17 protein-coding genes and 1 tRNA gene are annotated in these 17387 nt (G+C 55.4%); 4 read left to right on the top strand and 14 right to left on the bottom strand.

The features are described from left to right. The first annotated feature begins 152 nt into the window (after positions 1 to 152). Positions 153 to 229: transfer RNA gene (locus tag BMY84_RS18625), tRNA-Met, on the top strand. Here BMY84_RS18625 and BMY84_RS18620 read toward each other — a convergent pair. The 8 genes from BMY84_RS18620 to BMY84_RS18585 all read right to left on the bottom strand — a co-directional run bounded on the left by BMY84_RS18620 (position 215) and on the right by BMY84_RS18585 (position 8009). Beyond that, complete coding sequence (locus BMY84_RS18620) at positions 215 to 1897, bottom strand: recombinase family protein (protein ID WP_093085655.1); 1683 nt, start codon at positions 1895 to 1897, stop codon at positions 215 to 217. The genes BMY84_RS18625 and BMY84_RS18620 overlap by 15 nt on opposite strands. Before the next feature lie 667 nt (positions 1898 to 2564). Further along, entirely contained in the window at positions 2565 to 3227 is a 663-nt protein-coding gene (locus tag BMY84_RS18615) for a hypothetical protein (RefSeq protein ID WP_218146986.1), read from the bottom strand. Next, entirely contained in the window at positions 3224 to 3955 is a 732-nt protein-coding gene (locus tag BMY84_RS18610; protein ID WP_143075089.1) for a GIY-YIG nuclease family protein, read from the bottom strand. The genes BMY84_RS18615 and BMY84_RS18610 overlap by 4 nt, the downstream gene beginning before the upstream one ends. Positions 3956 to 4112: 157 nt before the next feature. Beyond that, positions 4113 to 4301, bottom strand: coding sequence for an excalibur calcium-binding domain-containing protein (locus BMY84_RS18605; protein WP_093085633.1), 189 nt, complete (start codon positions 4299 to 4301; stop codon positions 4113 to 4115). Next, positions 4264 to 4908 (bottom strand): MAE_28990/MAE_18760 family HEPN-like nuclease, encoded by a 645-nt coding sequence (locus BMY84_RS18600; RefSeq protein WP_093085631.1) that lies wholly within the window; start codon positions 4906 to 4908, stop codon positions 4264 to 4266. Before BMY84_RS18600 ends, BMY84_RS18605 begins: the two co-directional genes overlap by 38 nt. Before the next feature lie 5 nt (positions 4909 to 4913). Further along, positions 4914 to 6020: a DUF262 domain-containing protein gene (locus BMY84_RS18595; protein ID WP_093085630.1), complete on the bottom strand. Its 1107-nt coding sequence runs from the start codon at positions 6018 to 6020 to the stop codon at positions 4914 to 4916. Between the two features lie 253 nt (positions 6021 to 6273). Next, positions 6274 to 7311 (bottom strand): hypothetical protein, encoded by a 1038-nt coding sequence (locus BMY84_RS18590; RefSeq protein ID WP_093085628.1) that lies wholly within the window; start codon positions 7309 to 7311, stop codon positions 6274 to 6276. After that, positions 7308 to 8009 carry a hypothetical protein gene (locus BMY84_RS18585; protein ID WP_143075088.1) on the bottom strand — a complete coding sequence of 234 codons (702 nt, stop codon included), beginning with the start codon at positions 8007 to 8009 and terminating at the stop codon, positions 7308 to 7310. The genes BMY84_RS18590 and BMY84_RS18585 overlap by 4 nt, the downstream gene beginning before the upstream one ends. 409 nt (positions 8010 to 8418) lie before the next feature. Between BMY84_RS18585 and BMY84_RS18580 the strand changes: the two genes are divergently transcribed. Then, complete coding sequence (locus BMY84_RS18580) at positions 8419 to 9204, top strand: sce7726 family protein (protein ID WP_177204079.1); 786 nt, start codon at positions 8419 to 8421, stop codon at positions 9202 to 9204. On the opposite strand, the gene BMY84_RS18575 is transcribed toward BMY84_RS18580, so the two are convergent. The 3 genes from BMY84_RS18575 to BMY84_RS18565 are packed head-to-tail and all read right to left on the bottom strand — an operon-like array spanning position 9201 to position 11207. Next, positions 9201 to 10316, bottom strand: a complete 1116-nt coding sequence (locus BMY84_RS18575) for a beta family protein (RefSeq protein WP_177204078.1) — start codon at positions 10314 to 10316, stop codon at positions 9201 to 9203. The two genes, BMY84_RS18580 and BMY84_RS18575, sit on opposite strands and share 4 nt — an antisense overlap. A 28-nt stretch (positions 10317 to 10344) precedes the next feature. Beyond that, positions 10345 to 10833, bottom strand: coding sequence for an ImmA/IrrE family metallo-endopeptidase (locus BMY84_RS18570; RefSeq protein ID WP_093085622.1), 489 nt, complete (start codon positions 10831 to 10833; stop codon positions 10345 to 10347). Next, positions 10821 to 11207 (bottom strand): hypothetical protein, encoded by a 387-nt coding sequence (locus tag BMY84_RS18565; RefSeq protein WP_143075086.1) that lies wholly within the window; start codon positions 11205 to 11207, stop codon positions 10821 to 10823. The genes BMY84_RS18570 and BMY84_RS18565 overlap by 13 nt, the downstream gene beginning before the upstream one ends. Positions 11208 to 11940: 733 nt before the next feature. Here BMY84_RS18565 and BMY84_RS18560 point away from each other — a divergent pair. Continuing rightward, positions 11941 to 13272, top strand: coding sequence for a tyrosine-type recombinase/integrase (locus BMY84_RS18560; RefSeq protein WP_093085619.1), 1332 nt, complete (start codon positions 11941 to 11943; stop codon positions 13270 to 13272). Here the strand turns inward: BMY84_RS18560 and BMY84_RS30510 are convergent. After that, positions 13232 to 13354 carry a helix-turn-helix transcriptional regulator gene (locus BMY84_RS30510; RefSeq protein WP_256215310.1) on the bottom strand — a complete coding sequence of 41 codons (123 nt, stop codon included), beginning with the start codon at positions 13352 to 13354 and terminating at the stop codon, positions 13232 to 13234. The genes BMY84_RS18560 and BMY84_RS30510 overlap by 41 nt on opposite strands. A 601-nt stretch (positions 13355 to 13955) precedes the next feature. Between BMY84_RS30510 and BMY84_RS18550 the strand changes: the two genes are divergently transcribed. Further along, a complete protein-coding gene (locus BMY84_RS18550) occupies positions 13956 to 15380 on the top strand; it encodes an MFS transporter (protein WP_218146985.1) in 1425 nt (474 codons plus the stop codon). 4 nt (positions 15381 to 15384) lie between these two features. Here BMY84_RS18550 and BMY84_RS18545 read toward each other — a convergent pair whose 3' ends face one another. Further along, entirely contained in the window at positions 15385 to 16056 is a 672-nt protein-coding gene (locus BMY84_RS18545) for a GntR family transcriptional regulator (RefSeq protein WP_093085618.1), read from the bottom strand. A 61-nt stretch (positions 16057 to 16117) separates the two neighbouring features. Continuing rightward, entirely contained in the window at positions 16118 to 17287 is a 1170-nt protein-coding gene (locus tag BMY84_RS18540) for a lactonase family protein (protein ID WP_177204077.1), read from the bottom strand. Between the last annotated feature and the right edge of the window lie 100 nt (positions 17288 to 17387).

Genomic DNA, 17387 nt, shown 5'->3' with positions numbered 1-17387 from the left:
CCGAACTCGGACGTGAAACCTGACTGCGCCAATGGTACTGTGGCTCAAGCCCCGGAAGAGTAGGGCGTCGCCAGGCATTATAGCTCGCGCTTTGTAAATACATAAAACCCATTCATTTTCTTTTTCGCTTCAATTGAAGCGGATGATATTGGCGCGGGATGGAGCAGCCCGGTAGCTCGTCAGGCTCATAACCTGAAGGTCGTAGGTTCAAATCCTACTCCCGCAACCAACTTAAACTACATTTATCGGAAGCAATGTGGTTTGAACTCGCAAACTCCGCATCAAAGTAAGCGATAGCGCCGTTTACGGCCGCCTTTGGGCGGCCTTTTTGTTGTCTGCAGATTGCGATAATGCCTGCCAGGTCACCGCGTATGTCGACCGTGGTATGTTGCTCCCCGTCAGGCGATATGTAGATCGCTGATAGCATCGAATGCAGAATGTCACGGGCCTGCAGACGCGACGCTTCATCCATTCCTGATATCGCAACGTGAAGCGCTTCAATCTGACGGTGATAGTGAAGAGCCATATTCGGATGGAGCATCGGAGCGGGAGCTTCACTTTGCAGCAGTTCCTGCTCCAGTTCCTTTTTACGAGCCTCCAGCGAAATCATCTTCGCATTGATCTTCTCCGCGGCCCCACCTCTCAGAATGACGTTCAGGAGCATGTCGAGATCGCGATCAATCTTTTTGATCTCGGCCTTTGCAGCCGTGATAGAGTTCCCCGCTGACGCTCGGAGGCGGTTCACTTCACGAGTGAACTCATGGCAGAATTCCGCAAACAAGTCGGGCTGCATGAGTTCGCGCTTCAAGGCGCCGAGTACCAGCTGATCGAGAACATCTCGCCTGATGCTATGCTTGTTATCGCAAGTGCCTTTACCTTTGGCCGCAGAGCATCCCAGCAACGTTCCTGATACAGACGTATAAACGCCGCCGCAGCAGCCACAGCGAACCAGTCCGGTCAAAAGATGCTTTGGTCGACGGCGATCACGAAAGCTTGCATTCGCTCTCTGCTCGCCGCGAGGCAGCATGAGCGAGGCTTGCTTCCGCTTTGCCTCCTGCCACAAATCTTCCGGAACGATCCGAAGTTCGGGCACGTCCTGAATGACCCAGTCAGATTGAGGGTTGAGGCGGGCTTGCCGCTTGCCGCTGCTCGGGTCTTTGATGAAGCGCTGTCGATTCCAGACTATTTTACCGACATACATCTCATTGTTGAGAATGCCGGTCCCCCGTTGGCAATTGCCGTTGATTGTACTCGCCCCCCAGTGAACGCCGGACGGACTCTCAACACCTTGGCGATTAAGTTCGAATGCAATCGCCTTGGGAGACTTGCCATCGATGTAGTCGCGGAAAATGCGAAGGACCACATTTGCCTGGACCTCATTGATCGTCCGGTCACCGCGCTCCAGCTCACCAGTTGCATTCATTCTCCGGACGACATCATATCCGTACGAATTGCCTCCGCCTGATTTTCCGAGCTCAACGCGTCCGCGGAGGCCTCGTCTTACCTTGTCAGCCAGATCCTTCAGGAACAGGGCATTCATTGTTCCTTTAAGGCCGACATGAAGGGGGCTGACTTCACCTTCCGACAAAGTGATGATCTTGATGTCGGAAAACGTCATTCGCTTGTAGATGCCGGCCATATCCTCCTGATCGCGCGACAACCGGTCCATGGCTTCGGCTAGGACGACATCAAATCGCCGGCAACCAGCGTCAGAAATCAGTGCTTGAATACCAGGGCGCAGGAACATCGAGGCCCCGGAAATTTTGGGATCCGTATATTCTTCGACGATATCCCAACCCATTTTCTCCGCATGGAGCCGGCAAATCCGGAGTTGATCGAAGATGGATGCTTCTCGCTGATTATCACCCGAATAGCGCGCGTATAAGGCAACCCTCACACTCATTCTCCATTTCAGGAGCCTTCCTCGGACTCCTTGAGAAAATCGGAATACGCACATCGTGCAGCATGGCGTGCGAGCAACCGAACCAGCGCGATCATACGTGGGTCATGGCTATCCAGAGCAGGATTATCGGTTCGATATCCCAGTCTGCGGCAATATAGCCTCTGCCCCTTGGGCTGATCAGCGTCAGCCATCGTCGCCATCTTTCAAGCAGATGGCAAGGGGTAAATCGTGAACATTTCGTGATTGCACGGTGCCATTTAAGCCGTAACTAAAATCCGGCTCAAAATACGGCGGCAGCGCTGCAATGCCCGGGAGGCGTAGTTGATATCGTCTTAACATGGGCGTTCCCAAATCGGGTCTGCCCGCCAAAACGGATAATCACCTATTAGCACTCGGTCTGCAAGCGATTCTGGGGCCATACACTACGATCGTTCTCAGACACATATCCGGTAAGCTCCATCCTATTCTGCCCATGCGACCGGTGGGGTGCTCTCCACGAAGCGCCTAACGTCCGAAGGGCGCCTTTTGGCCGTAAGGAGAACGACTGGTTACGATGATAGACTGAGAGATAGCCGACATTGAATAACTCAATTTTATCGACGGCAAGCGCCTAAAAAAGCTTTTGCAGCCGCTAACAGTATAGCTAATAACGATGTTTCGTTCAGGCCAGCCTTGCCTTGACCCATTCCATGATGGCCGGCTTCTTGTAAGGCGAATACCGCGTCAGATGCGGCACAACAACGACGTTGGTGGTTCTCGTCCCCAAGCTGGCTTTGAAGGCATGGCAGGTAAAGCCGGGCTGTTCAGCGGGAATGCTCTCAACCTCATCGGGCTTAAGGAAGGCACGAAGATAGGCGAACGCTGACTTTTCAAGGCCGCTCCCAAAAGCAAGAATCGCTCGAGGCTGAACGCTTTCCAATATGATTTGATGAAGCGGCCAGCATCGCCGCGCATCGCCGTCCATGTCGTGGTGCGACGTAATTCCGCGCGATCGGGTCATCACGATATTGCTGGCAGGAACGTTGCGAGACTCAAAACCGAGACCTGACAAGAACCTAGTAACCTGCTTCTGGAGCTTGGCTTGGCCTAGTGGTCGGCATTCCCAGGAGTAATCCAGATACTCGTTTGATCCGTTTGTAATGTCGTCGAGGGACTGAGCCAGAGTGCTGGGCAGCGCACCACCGGGATTTGTCCCAAGAAAATATATCGGAAACGGATCGAGAGTCGCAGCCGAGCTATACAGGACCTTGCCCGGCGAGTTGGCCAGCGCAACATCGGCCGATAAGTACTCGCGCAGCGCCGCCATACATGCGGTCGCAGTCACTGTGCCTTATAATCCTGAAGGTGATGGCGATCACCGCGAAAATATCCGCCTTCGATGTAACCCACCAACCACGATGAGGAAACTTGTCCTCCTTGAGTGTATGCCGACTTGTTACCCGAAAAATCGACGGCTTTTAACAAGCCAATCAGATCCTCACCCGTGACGCCAGGGTTGGCTTCGACAACCGTGTATATCTTTCCGAAAACGCTAGTACGGGACAGCGGCTCTCTAGGCCCTGCCATCAAACGGGTGTGACGGAGCTTAAACTTTGCGGGAATCGCGTTCGCGTCACCTGACTCTGCATGATCTGCCGCATATTTGCGAACCTCGATGCCATTGAGCTTGACTGAGCGAGCATAGGTCTGGGCGTTTGTCAGCGGCCCTGCGCCCTCCGCCAGACGACCAATCGAGTTGATCAACTCCTCCTCCCGGTCCCAGGGCTCGACTATGTGTACGCTGTCGATGGTGCGGACAACCTCGCCGCCCTTGGCCCATATCGACCGGATGGTCTCGACCTTGGCACTATAACGCAACGGGTCACGAGCCTCTTCCTCGTGAGCGAACAATCGCGCGCCCTGCCCAATACCGACATAGAAGGGCGTGCCTAAGCCACCATGTTTTGGCTCTCCATCCGGAACACGCAGCACGTAAACATAATGGGGACCGCCGCCAGAGGCGGCTATGAACTGGGCTAGGTCCGCCCGATCGGCAATCTCCCGGCTATTCACAAAGTCCCCCATTAAGGCAAGGCCAGACTAGATACTCTACGATCCGATCGTAACTCTGCCGGGTTGGCAGCGCAACCTGAACAGATGTACGCTTATGGAAGGTGGACAAGAACCGCTAAACGGCAAAAAGGGGCGCTTTGCGGCCGGTCTAGTCATTTTAGGAAGGTTCGCAGGCTATACCGTCATTGTCACCATCCATGTGCGCGCCATAGCCGGGTTGGCCGCGATATATAGGTGCTGCGCCTGCTGCGCTGGCGTCCCGGCAATTGCGATACGACCACGATGCGGCTGGCTGCGGTGTCTGCCGCTTAAGCAGAGCGCTTGTAAGACTCGAGGCTTGCTGCATTCTGAAGATCGGTTTTGTATAGCCGCATCAAATCGAGCACTTCCGTGACCAGAATGCTAAAATCGGCCCCGCTAAGAGTGAGGTGCTCACCATGTGCAATCGCGTTTCGTTGGTCTACAAGCTTTTTGTCGATCAAATTGAAGCGCGTATCGTAAGGCACTGTGTCTATAGCCAACGAGTTCGCGATGTTGCAAAAAACCTTGGAAGAAAGGTTTGACTGGGTATTTATTGCTGAGGCCAAGTCCAGCTTTGCTATGCTGTCGAGTTCGCCGATGATAAATTCAAAAGCGTCGATATTTGTAACCGATTTCTTCGAATCGACGAGAGTGGCTAAACGGCTTTTCAGCCCGAAGACGGCGAAGCAGCTTTTCAAATCCCGATAAGAAAGACTTTTGTAGTCGACGTACTTTAAATATATTTCAGACGATTTTTTAATAAACCCTTCCCAATGCGCATAGGTCAGTGCGACACCTGCTCGAATGAAAGACTTATTCTCAGAACCATTTTTCCGGGAAGCGACGTTAAACACGCCAATTTCCTTTACCCTCCAACTCATTTCTTTGTCGAGGGCATCCTGAAACTGATCTAACGTCCTTACGTCCGCCATGCCTTTTAGGGCTTCAAAAGATCAGCTGCGATGGGCAGCAACTTAGATAGCCTCGTAGTACCGCGGACTCCCGCACCAGAGTTCTGTGTGAAAGCTTGGTTTGCCCACAAACCCTGAGCTTTACTTTGAATGAAAGATTCTTGTTGCTGCGGTTGCATTGCTTCGATCGCATCGAGATTGTACGATACGCCGGTCGACATTACTTCATAGACCGACATCAAGAACATGCCCTTAAAGGCATTTCCATCCCATTTCTTGAAGGCTGATGAGCCAAGGGCGTTATTAAGAATTTTGAAGGTTCGCTCGAAGACCAAGCCCTCCGATGCCATATCGAAATTGGGGTTGCCGGCGAGTTCGATGAGAGCTTCATCCAGGTACTCATGAACATCAAGTCCAGATTGATATGCAATATTTCTAAATGCCAAAAATCGTAGAGCAAGCTCAACACCCTCTTGAGCATCTAGCGCCGCAGGCGTCTGAGACGTGGTGTTTTTAAAATGTGGATTATTTGACTGTATTATCATCCAATCGTAAAATGATTTATTGAGTGATACAGCCATACTATTTCGAACTTCCTGCTCTGACAGCTTGGCACCGCCAGTATTCAACCTCTGAAATAGTTCGAACTTCGCTGACACATCGCTCTCAGACTTGAGGATTTCAACACGAATTCTGGAACGCTTGATTTCAATTTGAAGCGCTTGGCCCAAGCCATCTCCGGCATCCTGAGCGGATTCCATCCAACGTTTGCCGTTAAGGCTAGGAAGAAATCGAGTGCCATTGAGGACCAATTCGCCGAGTTCCTGAGCGCGCGCTCCCTGGAGATCTCCAGTAAGTTGCAGGATAGTCGAAACTCTCTGCAAACCGTCCACTAATTCCCATATTCCATCTTTGTTTTGATAAACAAAAATAGGAGGAATTGGAATTCCAAGAATAACCGACTCTATAAATCTGGTTTTTCGCCCATCATCCCAACGAAATAAGCGTTGGAACACCGGATCTATGACGAGTTCATTGTCTCGGTAGAGATTGACGACTTCACCCAATGACATCTCATACCCGTCAGTAACGACTTTCTTCCTGGCTCTTTCGATTTCATTTGCCAGTGTCATGTAAATTCCCACTTTTGAAGATTCAGTCGAACCGACATTGGCACACCTTAGGCTACATGCCCAACGAGAAGGTCGGGAAAAGGGAGAAATTATGTCTGCTATAAGACCTTCACGAACGACCGACATGGACGAAGCCTTGCCGGGCGATTTTTCGGATCAAGCTGCTAAAAATTGTTGTTTACCGCGCGCAGCCTATCCATGCGCAGCCTTTGGCCTCCACGATTGGGTGTGAGGCTTAAACCAGCCGGCCAAGTCAGTCCCCAGCCGGGGGCAGCAGCAGGAGAATAGGAGCTTCGGTTTCTTCGCGCGCGGCAGCAAGCCAGTCACGCGGGGTGATGCCCCGCGCTTCCAACAAGGGAAGGGGTGCGGTGCGGGTCGCAATCGCGGCCTCACGATGCCGGATTTGCCGCACCTTGGGTCCGGCATCATCCTTTGCGGCCAAGAACGCCGTGTCCCATTCAGGCGTACCAACCTCTACGCTGGCTTCGGCAAGGCTTGATCGGACAATATCTGCAGCACCGATACCCCCCGTAAGGCGTTCGATGGTCCTCGCCCCGTCGGCGGCCGCTTCATGAGCGGCAATGCTCTCGTTGCAAGCGGCAAAAGCTGCCACCCGCAGGCTGTTGGCAAAGGCGACAGCGTCGAACATCGCGTCAGCTAGCGCATAATCAGGATTCAAGCGGAGGATATGCTCGGCACGCAATTCAAATCGTACCTGCTGGCTGAGCGCCCCCTTGGCCACATCGTGCCATTGCCGCTCTGCCCGATCGTTACTCGCGAGCGACCATCCCTCATCGAGCGATTTAGCGAGGGCCTTGAGTTCCGCGAGATCTGCATCAATCAGGTCCTGCCTGACCTGATCTATCTTTGTGCCGATCAGATCGATTTTCGCGGCGAGGCAATCGACGGACTTCTGCACGCGGCCGATCCGGTGGGCCAGAATTGCGAAACCAGCTATGGACACCCCGATGCCTGCTGCGCTGAGCGCGAGATTGATGGAGTTCAACTGCGACAAAGTCGCCATGCCCCGTTCTACGCGGCCAAGCCCCTGCAGCAGGAATTCGCCTTGCACAATCTGACCGACGTTCAGCCCGAGCTCTGACACGCCCAATAAGGGATTCGACAGGAGCTTTGCGAGCGGCGCTGCTTCTTGCAGGAAACCGGCGATCTGGCCGGTCGATGCGTCGCGTATTACAGATCCAAACAGTTTAAGGGCGCCACTGTCGACTCCGGAAACAAGATGCTTGGGAACCTCGCGCAGCAGGACATCTCCGATCGACGCGGTGATCATAGCATGCTCATCCTTGCGGTTTCAGTGGTAGTATCGATGATGCGGATCAGCTGTGCCAAAACCGGTAGGGGATCTCCGGCTTCGCTCATCCAATGTGACGCGATCCGTTTTTGAGCGGCGATCCTTACGCGTTCACGCAGGCCGGCCTTGTCCTGTAAGGTATCGGCAAGGACGTCGGCCTGCTTTTGAACGATCTCCGCTCCCCGTTTCACGACTTGGCCAGCAGAACCGGCAAGCCTTTCCATGTGCTTCGTGATCGTCCAGCGCTCATCGGAAGCGTCGGGCAAGGCAGCTTGGTCGCTTACCAAAGGAGGACGGGGAACGAGGACGGCTGTGGCGGGCGCTGCGGCAAGTTCGACCTGCTTGGCGTGCGGCAGAGAAAGCGTATGGCTGTGTCGCAGTGCCTTAGCCAGTTCCCCGAATTCAGGCGCGATGTCGGCAAGCCCGGTTGCCGCGTCATCGACAAAGTCCGCTAATGCTTTAGGCAAGATCTTGCGTAGCTGCGCATCGATACGGGGCTCCGCGAAGCCGGTCGGATCCCAAACCGTGTCATACAGGCGAGCATGTTCGACGAGTGCTTGTTCAAATGAGGCACGCGCTTCCTGCACCTTGGCGCTGAACAGGCTGTAGGCGGTCATTATCTGCTCATCACGCCAGGCAACCACCGCCTGACGTCGCATGGCCATCTGCCAGTTCATTACAACTCCGAAATTTCTGACTGCACGCCCTTTTCACCGGTCATGCCGAACCATACTGTTGCTGTCACGGCCTTTCGCGGTGCGCTTGCGCGACTATAAAGCTGACTGGCCGGTCTCAGGATGAGCATCGCGGGATGTTTATGACCGGAAGGAGGCGCAAAGCGGCCCATCAGTTGCGCCTCATGTCGGTCGTTCAGCCGGGCGAGCGGCTTTTTTTAAGCTGCCGTTCCCCAATGGGGTCAACGTCGGCCCCAAGGGACGATGTTTGCCCTCAAGAATTTTCAGTGATGGTTGTGCCGGCTTCCCCTGAAAAACAAAGCTGTTCTTCCTTGCTGGCGCTTGGGTTACGCTTTATGCGCCGCACTTTAGCGGCCAGATCGCACTAGTTCGCTGTGGCTGGGGGAATGACGTGACGAGACGTGTGGGAGATGATCGCGCAGAGCCTAAGGCAAAAGCTGCGCTTCTCGATTTTCTGCGCTCGACGGGGGAGCTGTCCAGCCAATCATCATTGACGGCTGAACTCATTCTCGACAATTACAAGGTTCGGGCGGACGTTGCCGTGTGCGATCGAAATGATCTGCACTGCTACGAGATCAAAACCGACCGCGACACGCTTGTCCGACTTGACGGGCAGCTTGAGGTTTATGCGCGCCATGCTGATTTTGTGACCGTTGTCGCGGCGACGCGGCATATCAACGCGATTATGTCGCGAGTGGAACCCCATGTTGGCATATTCGAAATGGTCGGATTCGATTGCGCTAATCCGCTCCGTGTAGTGCGAAAAGCAACGCGCTCACCTACATTCGACGCCAATGCATTGCTCTCACTCGTTCCCGTGAAGGATCTTCAATCTCGGCTCGCAATACATGGTCGGCTCCGGCGATGCGAAGTGGTGGCCGAAGCAGCCGAGTTGACCGTAGAGAAGAAGAAGCAGGCCGTTCTCGCATTTTTTGCTGAGCGCTACGGGCCGAATAGTCGGGCACTGTGGCGAGCGGCTCGGCGGCGTAAAATCCGACCCAGTGATCTTTCCTTTCTCAGGCGCTGGGGCCAAGAGGCGGACGCCATCAAGGATGGCAATGTAGTTCAAGTCTCGCCGCCAGCGTCGCGTGGCTGGTCCGACGCGGCAGTCTATAGCCACGTTGGCAAGAGCTTTGGGCCGATGCCGGATGAATTGAGAGCTTTGCTGGCGGACTAGTCGACCCAAGGCTCGTCTGTGGTTAATGAGGCGCCCGCCGATTGCGCCTGAACATGCATATGAATATTCATTCGAATTGTAGTCCACCTACCCGCCGCATTTAGGCCTTCCATTTTGCCGGTGGCAGCTTCCCTGATCCGCTGCGCGCCCCAGCACAAGTTCGAATCATCCCACTTCAGATCCTCTCGCACTCGGACTGCAGCGTTGTGAAAGCCTTCGCGTCGACGATGATAAATCCATTCACCAGGCATCGGGTAATCGACGCGAGGAACGCCGCGAAACGCAGGGTCCCTGTCGGACGCGAAAATGGCGGCATGATCGCCGTATAGCAAATCAATCCCGGCCGCGACGATAGGCGGGCTTGATTTCAGCATGTTGTAAAGTTGTCGCTCCCGAATCGTCAGACAAGCATATTCTGCGCCAGTGGAAGTGAATTCGCTTGGGAAACTCGAAGCCTTAAAAACATGAGCACGTGACCCGCCCGAAATATGTGAGTTGGAAGCGAGGATCGCGCTTTGAGCCATAACGCCGATGGAGGTGAGATCGTCGGATAAGCCAATCTGCTCGTAGTCGTAAATCATCAACAGATGATGCTGGCCCAAAGGAAGGTCGGCAAGCGCGGCAGCTTGCGTTAGATTCCAACCTCGCGATCGACGGAATCGAAAAATCAGCCCCCGGTTCAGCGCAGCGAGCTGCTGAACCTGGGCCTTTAACAAAGCGGGGTTGTCGTTCCATTGCACCACAGGGATACGACGCTCGTCGCTTCGAATGAACGAACACCAAGCCTCATATCCATTTGCCGGGTTGTGAAGTGCAGCTACCTCTGAACGACCCAGTGCGGCCCAGTCAGCACGGTCCTGGGTTTTGTAAATTTTGTCAGACGGCGGGGCTGGTAGTGCGAGGTCCATACCGATCCGACGCTCTCCATAGGCTTCCGCCATATGATCGGTCGACCTTTGAATGGGACCGCCTTCCCCTTTTTTCGGATGGGGCCACGCTTGGACGCGAGCAATCGGGAAGATCGAGTCCTTAATCGGTTCCGCCAACCTGCGCAGCGCTTCGGCCTCGCTTTGTCGAATAGTCAGGCTCGGAAAGTATTTTGCAGTAGACAAAATGAACTCTCTCCAACAGATCGCGGCTTCAGGTAAGCACGCCCAAGCGGATATTCATGGCCGCTGGAGAAACCTGCAATGCTTCTGCAAGTTTATCAACATCCCTTTCGCCGTTGCGCATAAGCTGGGTGATTAGATGCCACGGCATTAAGATCTCGGCTGCCAAGGCATTTGCCTCATATTCGCGCCGCTCTGACAGGCCGCTCCGATAAAATGTATCGTCTACCAACTCATTGCCTATGACATCTCGATGGAGAACGTAATGTGCAATTTCATGGGCAATTGTGAAACGCTGCCGATTACGATGCTCGTGCCGATTGACTTTGATGGTCCAAGTCTGGCGATCATCCTTATCGAGGACAAGCATTCCCGACACAGCGAGAGGCAGATCGCTGATCACCACCTTAACGCCCAGGTCATTGGCAATGGCTCCCAGTTTGACCGGAGCTTCCACCTGATGTCGAGCGATAGCTTCCGCCGCATAGGGGGGCAGTTGGGGGATGCTCAGTCGCGCCATTCTTCATCTCGCACTTGATGTTCCGGGGCGGCGTCGGATTTCACGATCGACGCACCCAAGGCATCTTGAACCGCATCCCGCGCGCGGGCTTCCATCGCTGCAGTAATGGCGGCGTCCACTCGCTGGGTAAAATTCTCCGATTTAAGATAGCTGTCGCTCCCAGTCTTCGATGTCTCAACCGAAATCTGCTCTGCTATATTGCGCAGCGTCTGGAAGCCCCAGATAGCGGCAACGGCGACGATAAATCCAATAAAGGTCACTATCAATGAAACAACAGTAAGGAGAACCGCAATCAGGTCCTTATATTCCCAATCCCCCGGCCGAATTAACGACGCGCCCTGAAGGTCGAGCAGTAATAGCAGAAGTCCAAACATAAGGACATTTGCCACCAAAATGGTTCGTTTTACCCACCGCATATCTCTCGATAAGACCCGACAATCGCTTTGTCGAGATGCTGGCGTCGATCCGTTGCGCGGCGTTCGGAACCCCTGTGACTTTGTAACAATATTCTCGCGCTTGACTGCTACGACGCACGGGTGCGGATGATGCTCTGGCGCCTGTGCCAATAACTGGGTTCAAAGCGTTATTCTGTCGATGATAGTGCCGATTTCTGCGAGCGCTATCCTAATGTCGGCTTTGTCCGGTAAGCCATTTTAATGAGGACAGACCGCTATCGGCCAAAAGCCGTCCTTTATGGCGAACCGAGAACGACGGTTTTGCCACACTCGCCGACAGATCGCCGGAGGCTCTGTGATGTTGGAGCATTACTGAATTGGGGTGCGCATTCGATTTCAAAAGGAGAGGCGGGGGCGGTAGTTTAGGATCAGGCCATTTGCGATGAGAAAACTGAGACTTCCCGACGACCAAACAGTCGTTTCAGCTAGGTTGCGAGTTCGTGTGCTGCCGGGCCCACCAAATATTGCTTTCAAGACAGTTCTGATGCTATAATAAACCTCTGAAATATTGGGGTTTCTCAGCGTTTTTGCTGTTCAGGACAGGTCAGGACAGGTCAGGACAGGTCAGGACAGACCAGGACAGACCAGGACAGTTCAGCGAATCTGTGGGCATAATTGCGGGCATGGCGGGCCGATTTGAGGGTATAATCTCATGTCGCTTACCATCGTCGAAATTAAGAATGCCAAGCCTCAGGCAAGCGATTACCGCCTTGCCGATTCTCAAGGGCTTTTTCTCCACGTCACCTCAGCCGGCGGAAAATTCTGGCGGTACCGATATCGCATCGGACCCAAGGAAAAGACGCTCACCCTTGGCCGCTATCCCGAGATGGGACTCGTCGCGGCACGGGAGGCCCATCACGAGGCACGCAAGCTCGTCTCTGAAGGTAAGGATCCGGCGATGGAGAAGCAGAAGGCCAAGATCGCCAGGATTGAGGCCGCGAAGATAACCTTCAGGAAGCTTGCCGAAGAATGGCTGGCCGACCAGGAGCCAATCTGGTCGGCTTCGAACGCCAAGCGGGTCCGCAACCGATTTGAACGCGACCTCTATCCCCTGTTCGGTAATCTTCCGATCGGCCAGATCGAGAGCGCGCCCATTCTGCGGGCACTCCGGAAGATCGAGGCAAGGGGCTCCATCGAAACCGCCAAACGCGTCCGTGGCTACATAAAAAGTGTCTTCCGGCGCGCGAAGGGAGAGGGGCTCGTCGAACATGCGATCCTGCTGGAGATCGACGAGATAAAGGATGCGCTCAAGCCGGCGCGCCGAGGATCAAAGCAGCCGGCACTTACAGAAGTGCCTGATACCCTCGAATTTCAGAAGGCCGTGGATCGATCTACGTCGAGCCTGACCGTCAAGCTTGCTTCCCGTCTTCTGGCGCTGACCCTGGTCCGGGTAGGGGTGTTGCGAACCGCACTCTGGAACGAATTCGAAGGTATTAATTGGGATAATCCCGACGCAATACCGAATGCACCCATCTGGCGTATCCCTGCAAGCCGTATGAAGCTCGACGTCGAGGACAAAGGCAATCCAGCTTTCGGACATGACGTGCCACTGCCACATCAGGCCGTTGAAGTGCTCCGCGCACTGCGGCCGCTGACGGGCGGCTTCGCACTCCTCTTTCCTAATTCGAAATCATGGCGAAAGCCGATGTCCGATGCGGCTCTAAGCACCATGTACAAACGCATGGGAGGAGGGCGATACAAGAATGTGATGGTGCCCCACGGCTGGAGATCGTCATTTTCGACTATCATGAATGAGCGGGCGGCCGAGCTCGAGCGGGACGGAGACCGGATGGTGATCGATCTGGTCCTCGCCCATGTTCCGCCAGGGGTGTCCGCATCGGAATGGTCGTACAACCGATCTCGCTATCGCAAACCGCGGGGGACGCTCATCCAGATTTGGGCGGACCTCATAACATGTGGTTTCGACCCAGCGCAGGATGTGGTCAGCCGGTACCTGAACGGTAGCCTAGAGGATCAGCAATAAACTCCTCGATGTCGCTTTCATACCAAGCGACGGAGCGCAATCCGATGCGACGGCGGCGAGGGAAGCGGCCGGCTGTTTCCAACCGATACAGCCGACACGGACAGCCCGGTTTTTGCGGTAACCTCAGGTTTCCGCAGGAGCCGGTCTGTCCGGCGATCTTTCCCGTGGGTCGTGCTTGCTTCCGAAGCGATCGTCGCGTCAAAAGAGCATTCAGATATATCAGACTTCATGGCGAACCTTCGTTCAGAAGGTCTGCCCGCCGAAGTTGATTATGCCGCAATCTACATTGCGCAGCAATGACTTTAGGCTGACTGACCGAACGGTGTGGGGGAACGGAATTGCACTGCTGGCCCCCCCGCCGCTCTTAGCTAGAACAACGGCGCTATCGTTTGTCGTGCGGTTGGCTTGGTTGTTCATCCCATCAGGACCCACAGTACCGCGCTGATCCACTTCTTGTCTTGTTGTTGTCAGAAAAGAGGCTTTTTTGGGCTCATACTATCGGTGAATCGCAGCGCTCAGGGTCCTGCGAGCACAGCGACGGGCAGAAATGATGGTAGTTACGATTTCAAATTCGCGACAGAGTTGTTGCGAGTGCGCGCCGCGCACGATAGAGGATAAAAACGTTTACAAGAATGGTAACAAAAATGTGAGCTGAATTGGGGCGTTATGACCGATAGGGCAGATTGGGCATCGACAGCCCTGAAAATCGACGGCTCCAATTGATGGCAGCCACACGGAAATTTATCCCGCTCATCATCGCAGCGCCGATGTTCCTCCAAAATGTCGACATGATGGCTACCAGTGTGGCCCTGCCTGACATGGCAAGGTCGCTAGGCGTGGTCCCGCTTCAGCTCAATCTCGTGATCGCTGCATATGCGGTAAGTCTTGCAGTGTTTCTGCCGATCAGCGCCTGGCTGGTGGATCGCTTTGGTGCCAAACGCATGTTCTGCAGCGCCATCCTGATCTTTTCCGGCGCATCGGCTCTATGTGGGATGGCGCAATCAGCCACGTTGCTGATCATCTGTCGCGTGTTGCAGGGCTTTGGCGCGGCACTGATGGTACCAGTCGGACGATTGATCCTTTTACGCACGGTGCCCGCATCTGAACTGATGGCGGCGATGGTCTGGTTCACGTTGCCGCCGACGATTGGCCGCCTGCTAGGTCCCCTTATCGGCGGTGCGATCATATCGATCGCGTCGTGGCGCTGGATCTTTCTGGTGAATATTCCGTTGGGCTTGATCGCCATCTTGCTTGCGATAGCGTTCGTCGATGCCGATACCGGCGAAGCCAAACGGCGCCCCTTCGACAGTAGGGGCTTTGCGTTGATGGGCATCGGCCTTGGCGCAACGCTTGGGGGAATCGAGGCAGTCAGTCGGGGCCTTGTCAGCTCTTGGACCTCCTATGCGTTTATCGGGACGGGCGTTGTGTCGCTGTTGCTCTATATCCGCTATAGTCTGCGCGTGGCTGCACCCGTCATCGATCTGCGCATTCTGACGATCAAGACGTTCCGCATAAACGTCGTTGGCGCTTTCCCGATGCGACTGGCCAACACCGCTGTGCCCTTTCTGGTGCCGCTAATGCTGCAACTGGGGTTTGGTATGAAACCGCTTGATGCAGGCCTGATGTCCTCCGGCGTTGCAGCCGGGGCACTGGGCACGCGGCTCTTTATGAAGCGGGCGATGCGGCGGGTCAGCTTTCGCAGCCTGTTCCTGGGCGCCAACCTGATGGCGGCGCTGATGCTTGGCGCCTACGGATTGCTGGTTCCGACCATGCCGCATTCGATTATGTTCGGAATATTCTTCGTGGGCGGGTTGACCAGTTCACTCTGTCTGGTGTCGCTCAATACGATCGGCTTCGTAGATGTCCCGCCCGAGCGCATGGCCCACGCCACCGCGTTGGTGGCTATGGCGCAGCAAACGGCGTCGGCGATCGGCGTGGTGTTCGCAGCGACGCTTCTCGGCATCTTTTCCCGATGGCATGGTGGCGATGCCGTCCATCTGGCGCAGGGCGACTTTTCTGCAACCTTCTTCGCGATCGGGCTTCTGTCGGCGGTATCGCTAATTCCCTTTTCGCAACTTCATCCCGATGAGGGAAAAGAGTTGCGCTGAGGCTTTAGCGGCGACCCAGGGGTGCGGGTTCTTCAGCGACGGCTCTCATCGAATCCTCGATATTGCTCACCAATCGGCATAGCGCATCGTGAGCTGCCTGCGGTTGGCGATTGCAGATCGCCTCCACGATATCGAGCCAGAAGGGTAGGGATATCTTCGATCGCCCGGCACGATAGGTGAGGCGGAAGCGGTGGCGTGTGCTCTGCGCGCGCAATCGGAGCAGCACGTCGGCTGCGACCGGCTGGTTGGCGATTCGCACATAGGTTTCGAAGATGGCGTGGGTATGCCGGGCAAAACCTTCGATGTCGGACTTTTCGGCGCAATCCTTCAGGCCTTCGGCCAGAGCACGCATGTCACCGACTTCCTTGTCGGTGATCCGTTCCGCCGCGAGTGACACGCAAAGCGCCTCCACCACCATACGGACCTGCACGATCTGGAGCGCTTCCTCCAGGCTGATGATGCGTACGCGCGCGCCGCGATTGGCGATGCGTTCGATAAGGCCATCATGGGTGAGGTCCATCAGTGCAGTGCGGACCGTGCCGCGACTGGCGTTCAGATAGTCGCACAGTTCCGCTTCGACGAGCCTTTGTCCGGGCACGAGTTCGCCGTTTAGAATCTTTTCCCGCACCGCCTCGACCACTTCGTCACGGGACAATTGTTTTGGCTTCTTGTTCAATGCCAGTCCATTCGTTTTTCGTCCGATTTTGGTTACGATATTGTTTTCCGGTTGCCAATGCCTAGTCAGCGGGGGATGGCGCGAAGGCCATGCAGACAGGGACGGGGGTTTTTGTCACTTGACCTGTGGGTGATGGGACGCCGTCTATCAGGTTGAATGCGATGAGATTGCCCGAACATTGATGTGCGACATGCAGTTGGCGCGTGTCGGGCGAAAGGGCGATGCTACGGGGAATGCCGCCACCCGAATCCAGTCTGTCACCAAGCGTCAGCAGGCCGCTGTAAAGATCGATGTGGAGCCAGATCAGTAGATCCTGACCCGGCTTCGACGGCATCCCGCTGGACCCATGACTGCGTGTTGTCGCATAGAGGAAACGGCCCGACGGATGAATTTCGATGGCTGCGCCGGATCGCAGCCCGTCAAAATCGGGCGGCAGCAGATCAACCGCTTGTATGGAGACGAGGCGCCCCTCCTTGGCCTGCCAGTCATATACGGTCAGCGTCGCGCTCATCTCGTTGATCAGGTAGAAGTGGCGCGCGTCCGGCGCAAATACGCCATGGCGCGGACCCGACAGCGGGGGGAGTTTTACAGCTTTTTCCGGGCGGGGGATTAGTCGACCGTTGCCGCTGTCCAGTCCATAGATCAGCAGGCTGTCGGTGCCCAGATCCGGCACGAGAACGAAACGGTTGTCCGGGGAGAGCAGGACGGCGTGGGCATGGGGATGCGTCTGACGCTGCGGGTGCAGGCTCGATCCGCTATGGATGTGCCGGTCGCATTCCTGGCCGATGCCGCCATCCGGCTCGATCGGGAACAGATGCACCGACCCGCCGCCGAAAGTCGCTACGATCAGGAAACGGCCGCTGGCGTCGACCGTGCAATGGCAAGGCATTGGCGGCAGCGGGCGGCTGACCAGCAGGGAGAGTGCGCCATTTTCGCGGTCGATGGCGAAGGCGCTGACTGCGCCGCCATCGCGTCCATCGAGGGTGCGCACTTCGTTCACTACATAAAGGAACTTGCCGGCAGGATGCACGCTGATCCAACCGGGCTGGGCCGCGTGCGTCATCCCGCAAGGCATCATGGAATCTGCACCTCCAGATGGATCGATGCGAAAAGCGTAGATGCCGAAGGCTATGTCTTCCGGATCGGCGCGATGCGCGCGGCGATGCGTGCCCACGAACAGTAACGGCCATGCCTTGTGGGGCGGGAGTCCATCGTCTTCCAACAGGGTCATCTTCAATTTCCAATTCAACATCGGCAAGATTGAGAGAGATATTGTTGACAATCTTGTTATCGAACAATAGGGCAGATGACAGAAGCGAGCAAGACAAGAG

This window comes from Sphingobium sp. AP50 (genome assembly GCF_900109095.1).
Lineage (GTDB): Bacteria > Pseudomonadota > Alphaproteobacteria > Sphingomonadales > Sphingomonadaceae > Sphingobium.
This window is presented reverse-complemented; position numbering and strand designations above follow the sequence as displayed.

Coding starts and splice junctions, on each gene's coding strand:
- BMY84_RS18605 (WP_093085633.1), bottom strand. CDS start 4,301: ATGCAGCAAGCCTCGAGTCTTACAAGCGCTCTGCTTAAGCGGCAGACA.
- BMY84_RS18600 (WP_093085631.1), bottom strand. CDS start 4,908: ATGGCGGACGTAAGGACGTTAGATCAGTTTCAGGATGCCCTCGACAAA.
- BMY84_RS18595 (WP_093085630.1), bottom strand. CDS start 6,020: ATGACACTGGCAAATGAAATCGAAAGAGCCAGGAAGAAAGTCGTTACT.
- BMY84_RS18590 (WP_093085628.1), bottom strand. CDS start 7,311: ATGATCACCGCGTCGATCGGAGATGTCCTGCTGCGCGAGGTTCCCAAG.
- BMY84_RS18585 (WP_143075088.1), bottom strand. CDS start 8,009: ATGAACTGGCAGATGGCCATGCGACGTCAGGCGGTGGTTGCCTGGCGT.
- BMY84_RS18570 (WP_093085622.1), bottom strand. CDS start 10,833: ATGGCGCGACTGAGCATCCCCCAACTGCCCCCCTATGCGGCGGAAGCT.
- BMY84_RS18565 (WP_143075086.1), bottom strand. CDS start 11,207: ATGTTTGGACTTCTGCTATTACTGCTCGACCTTCAGGGCGCGTCGTTA.
- BMY84_RS18560 (WP_093085619.1), top strand. CDS start 11,941: ATGTCGCTTACCATCGTCGAAATTAAGAATGCCAAGCCTCAGGCAAGC.
- BMY84_RS18540 (WP_177204077.1), bottom strand. CDS start 17,287: ATGACCCTGTTGGAAGACGATGGACTCCCGCCCCACAAGGCATGGCCG.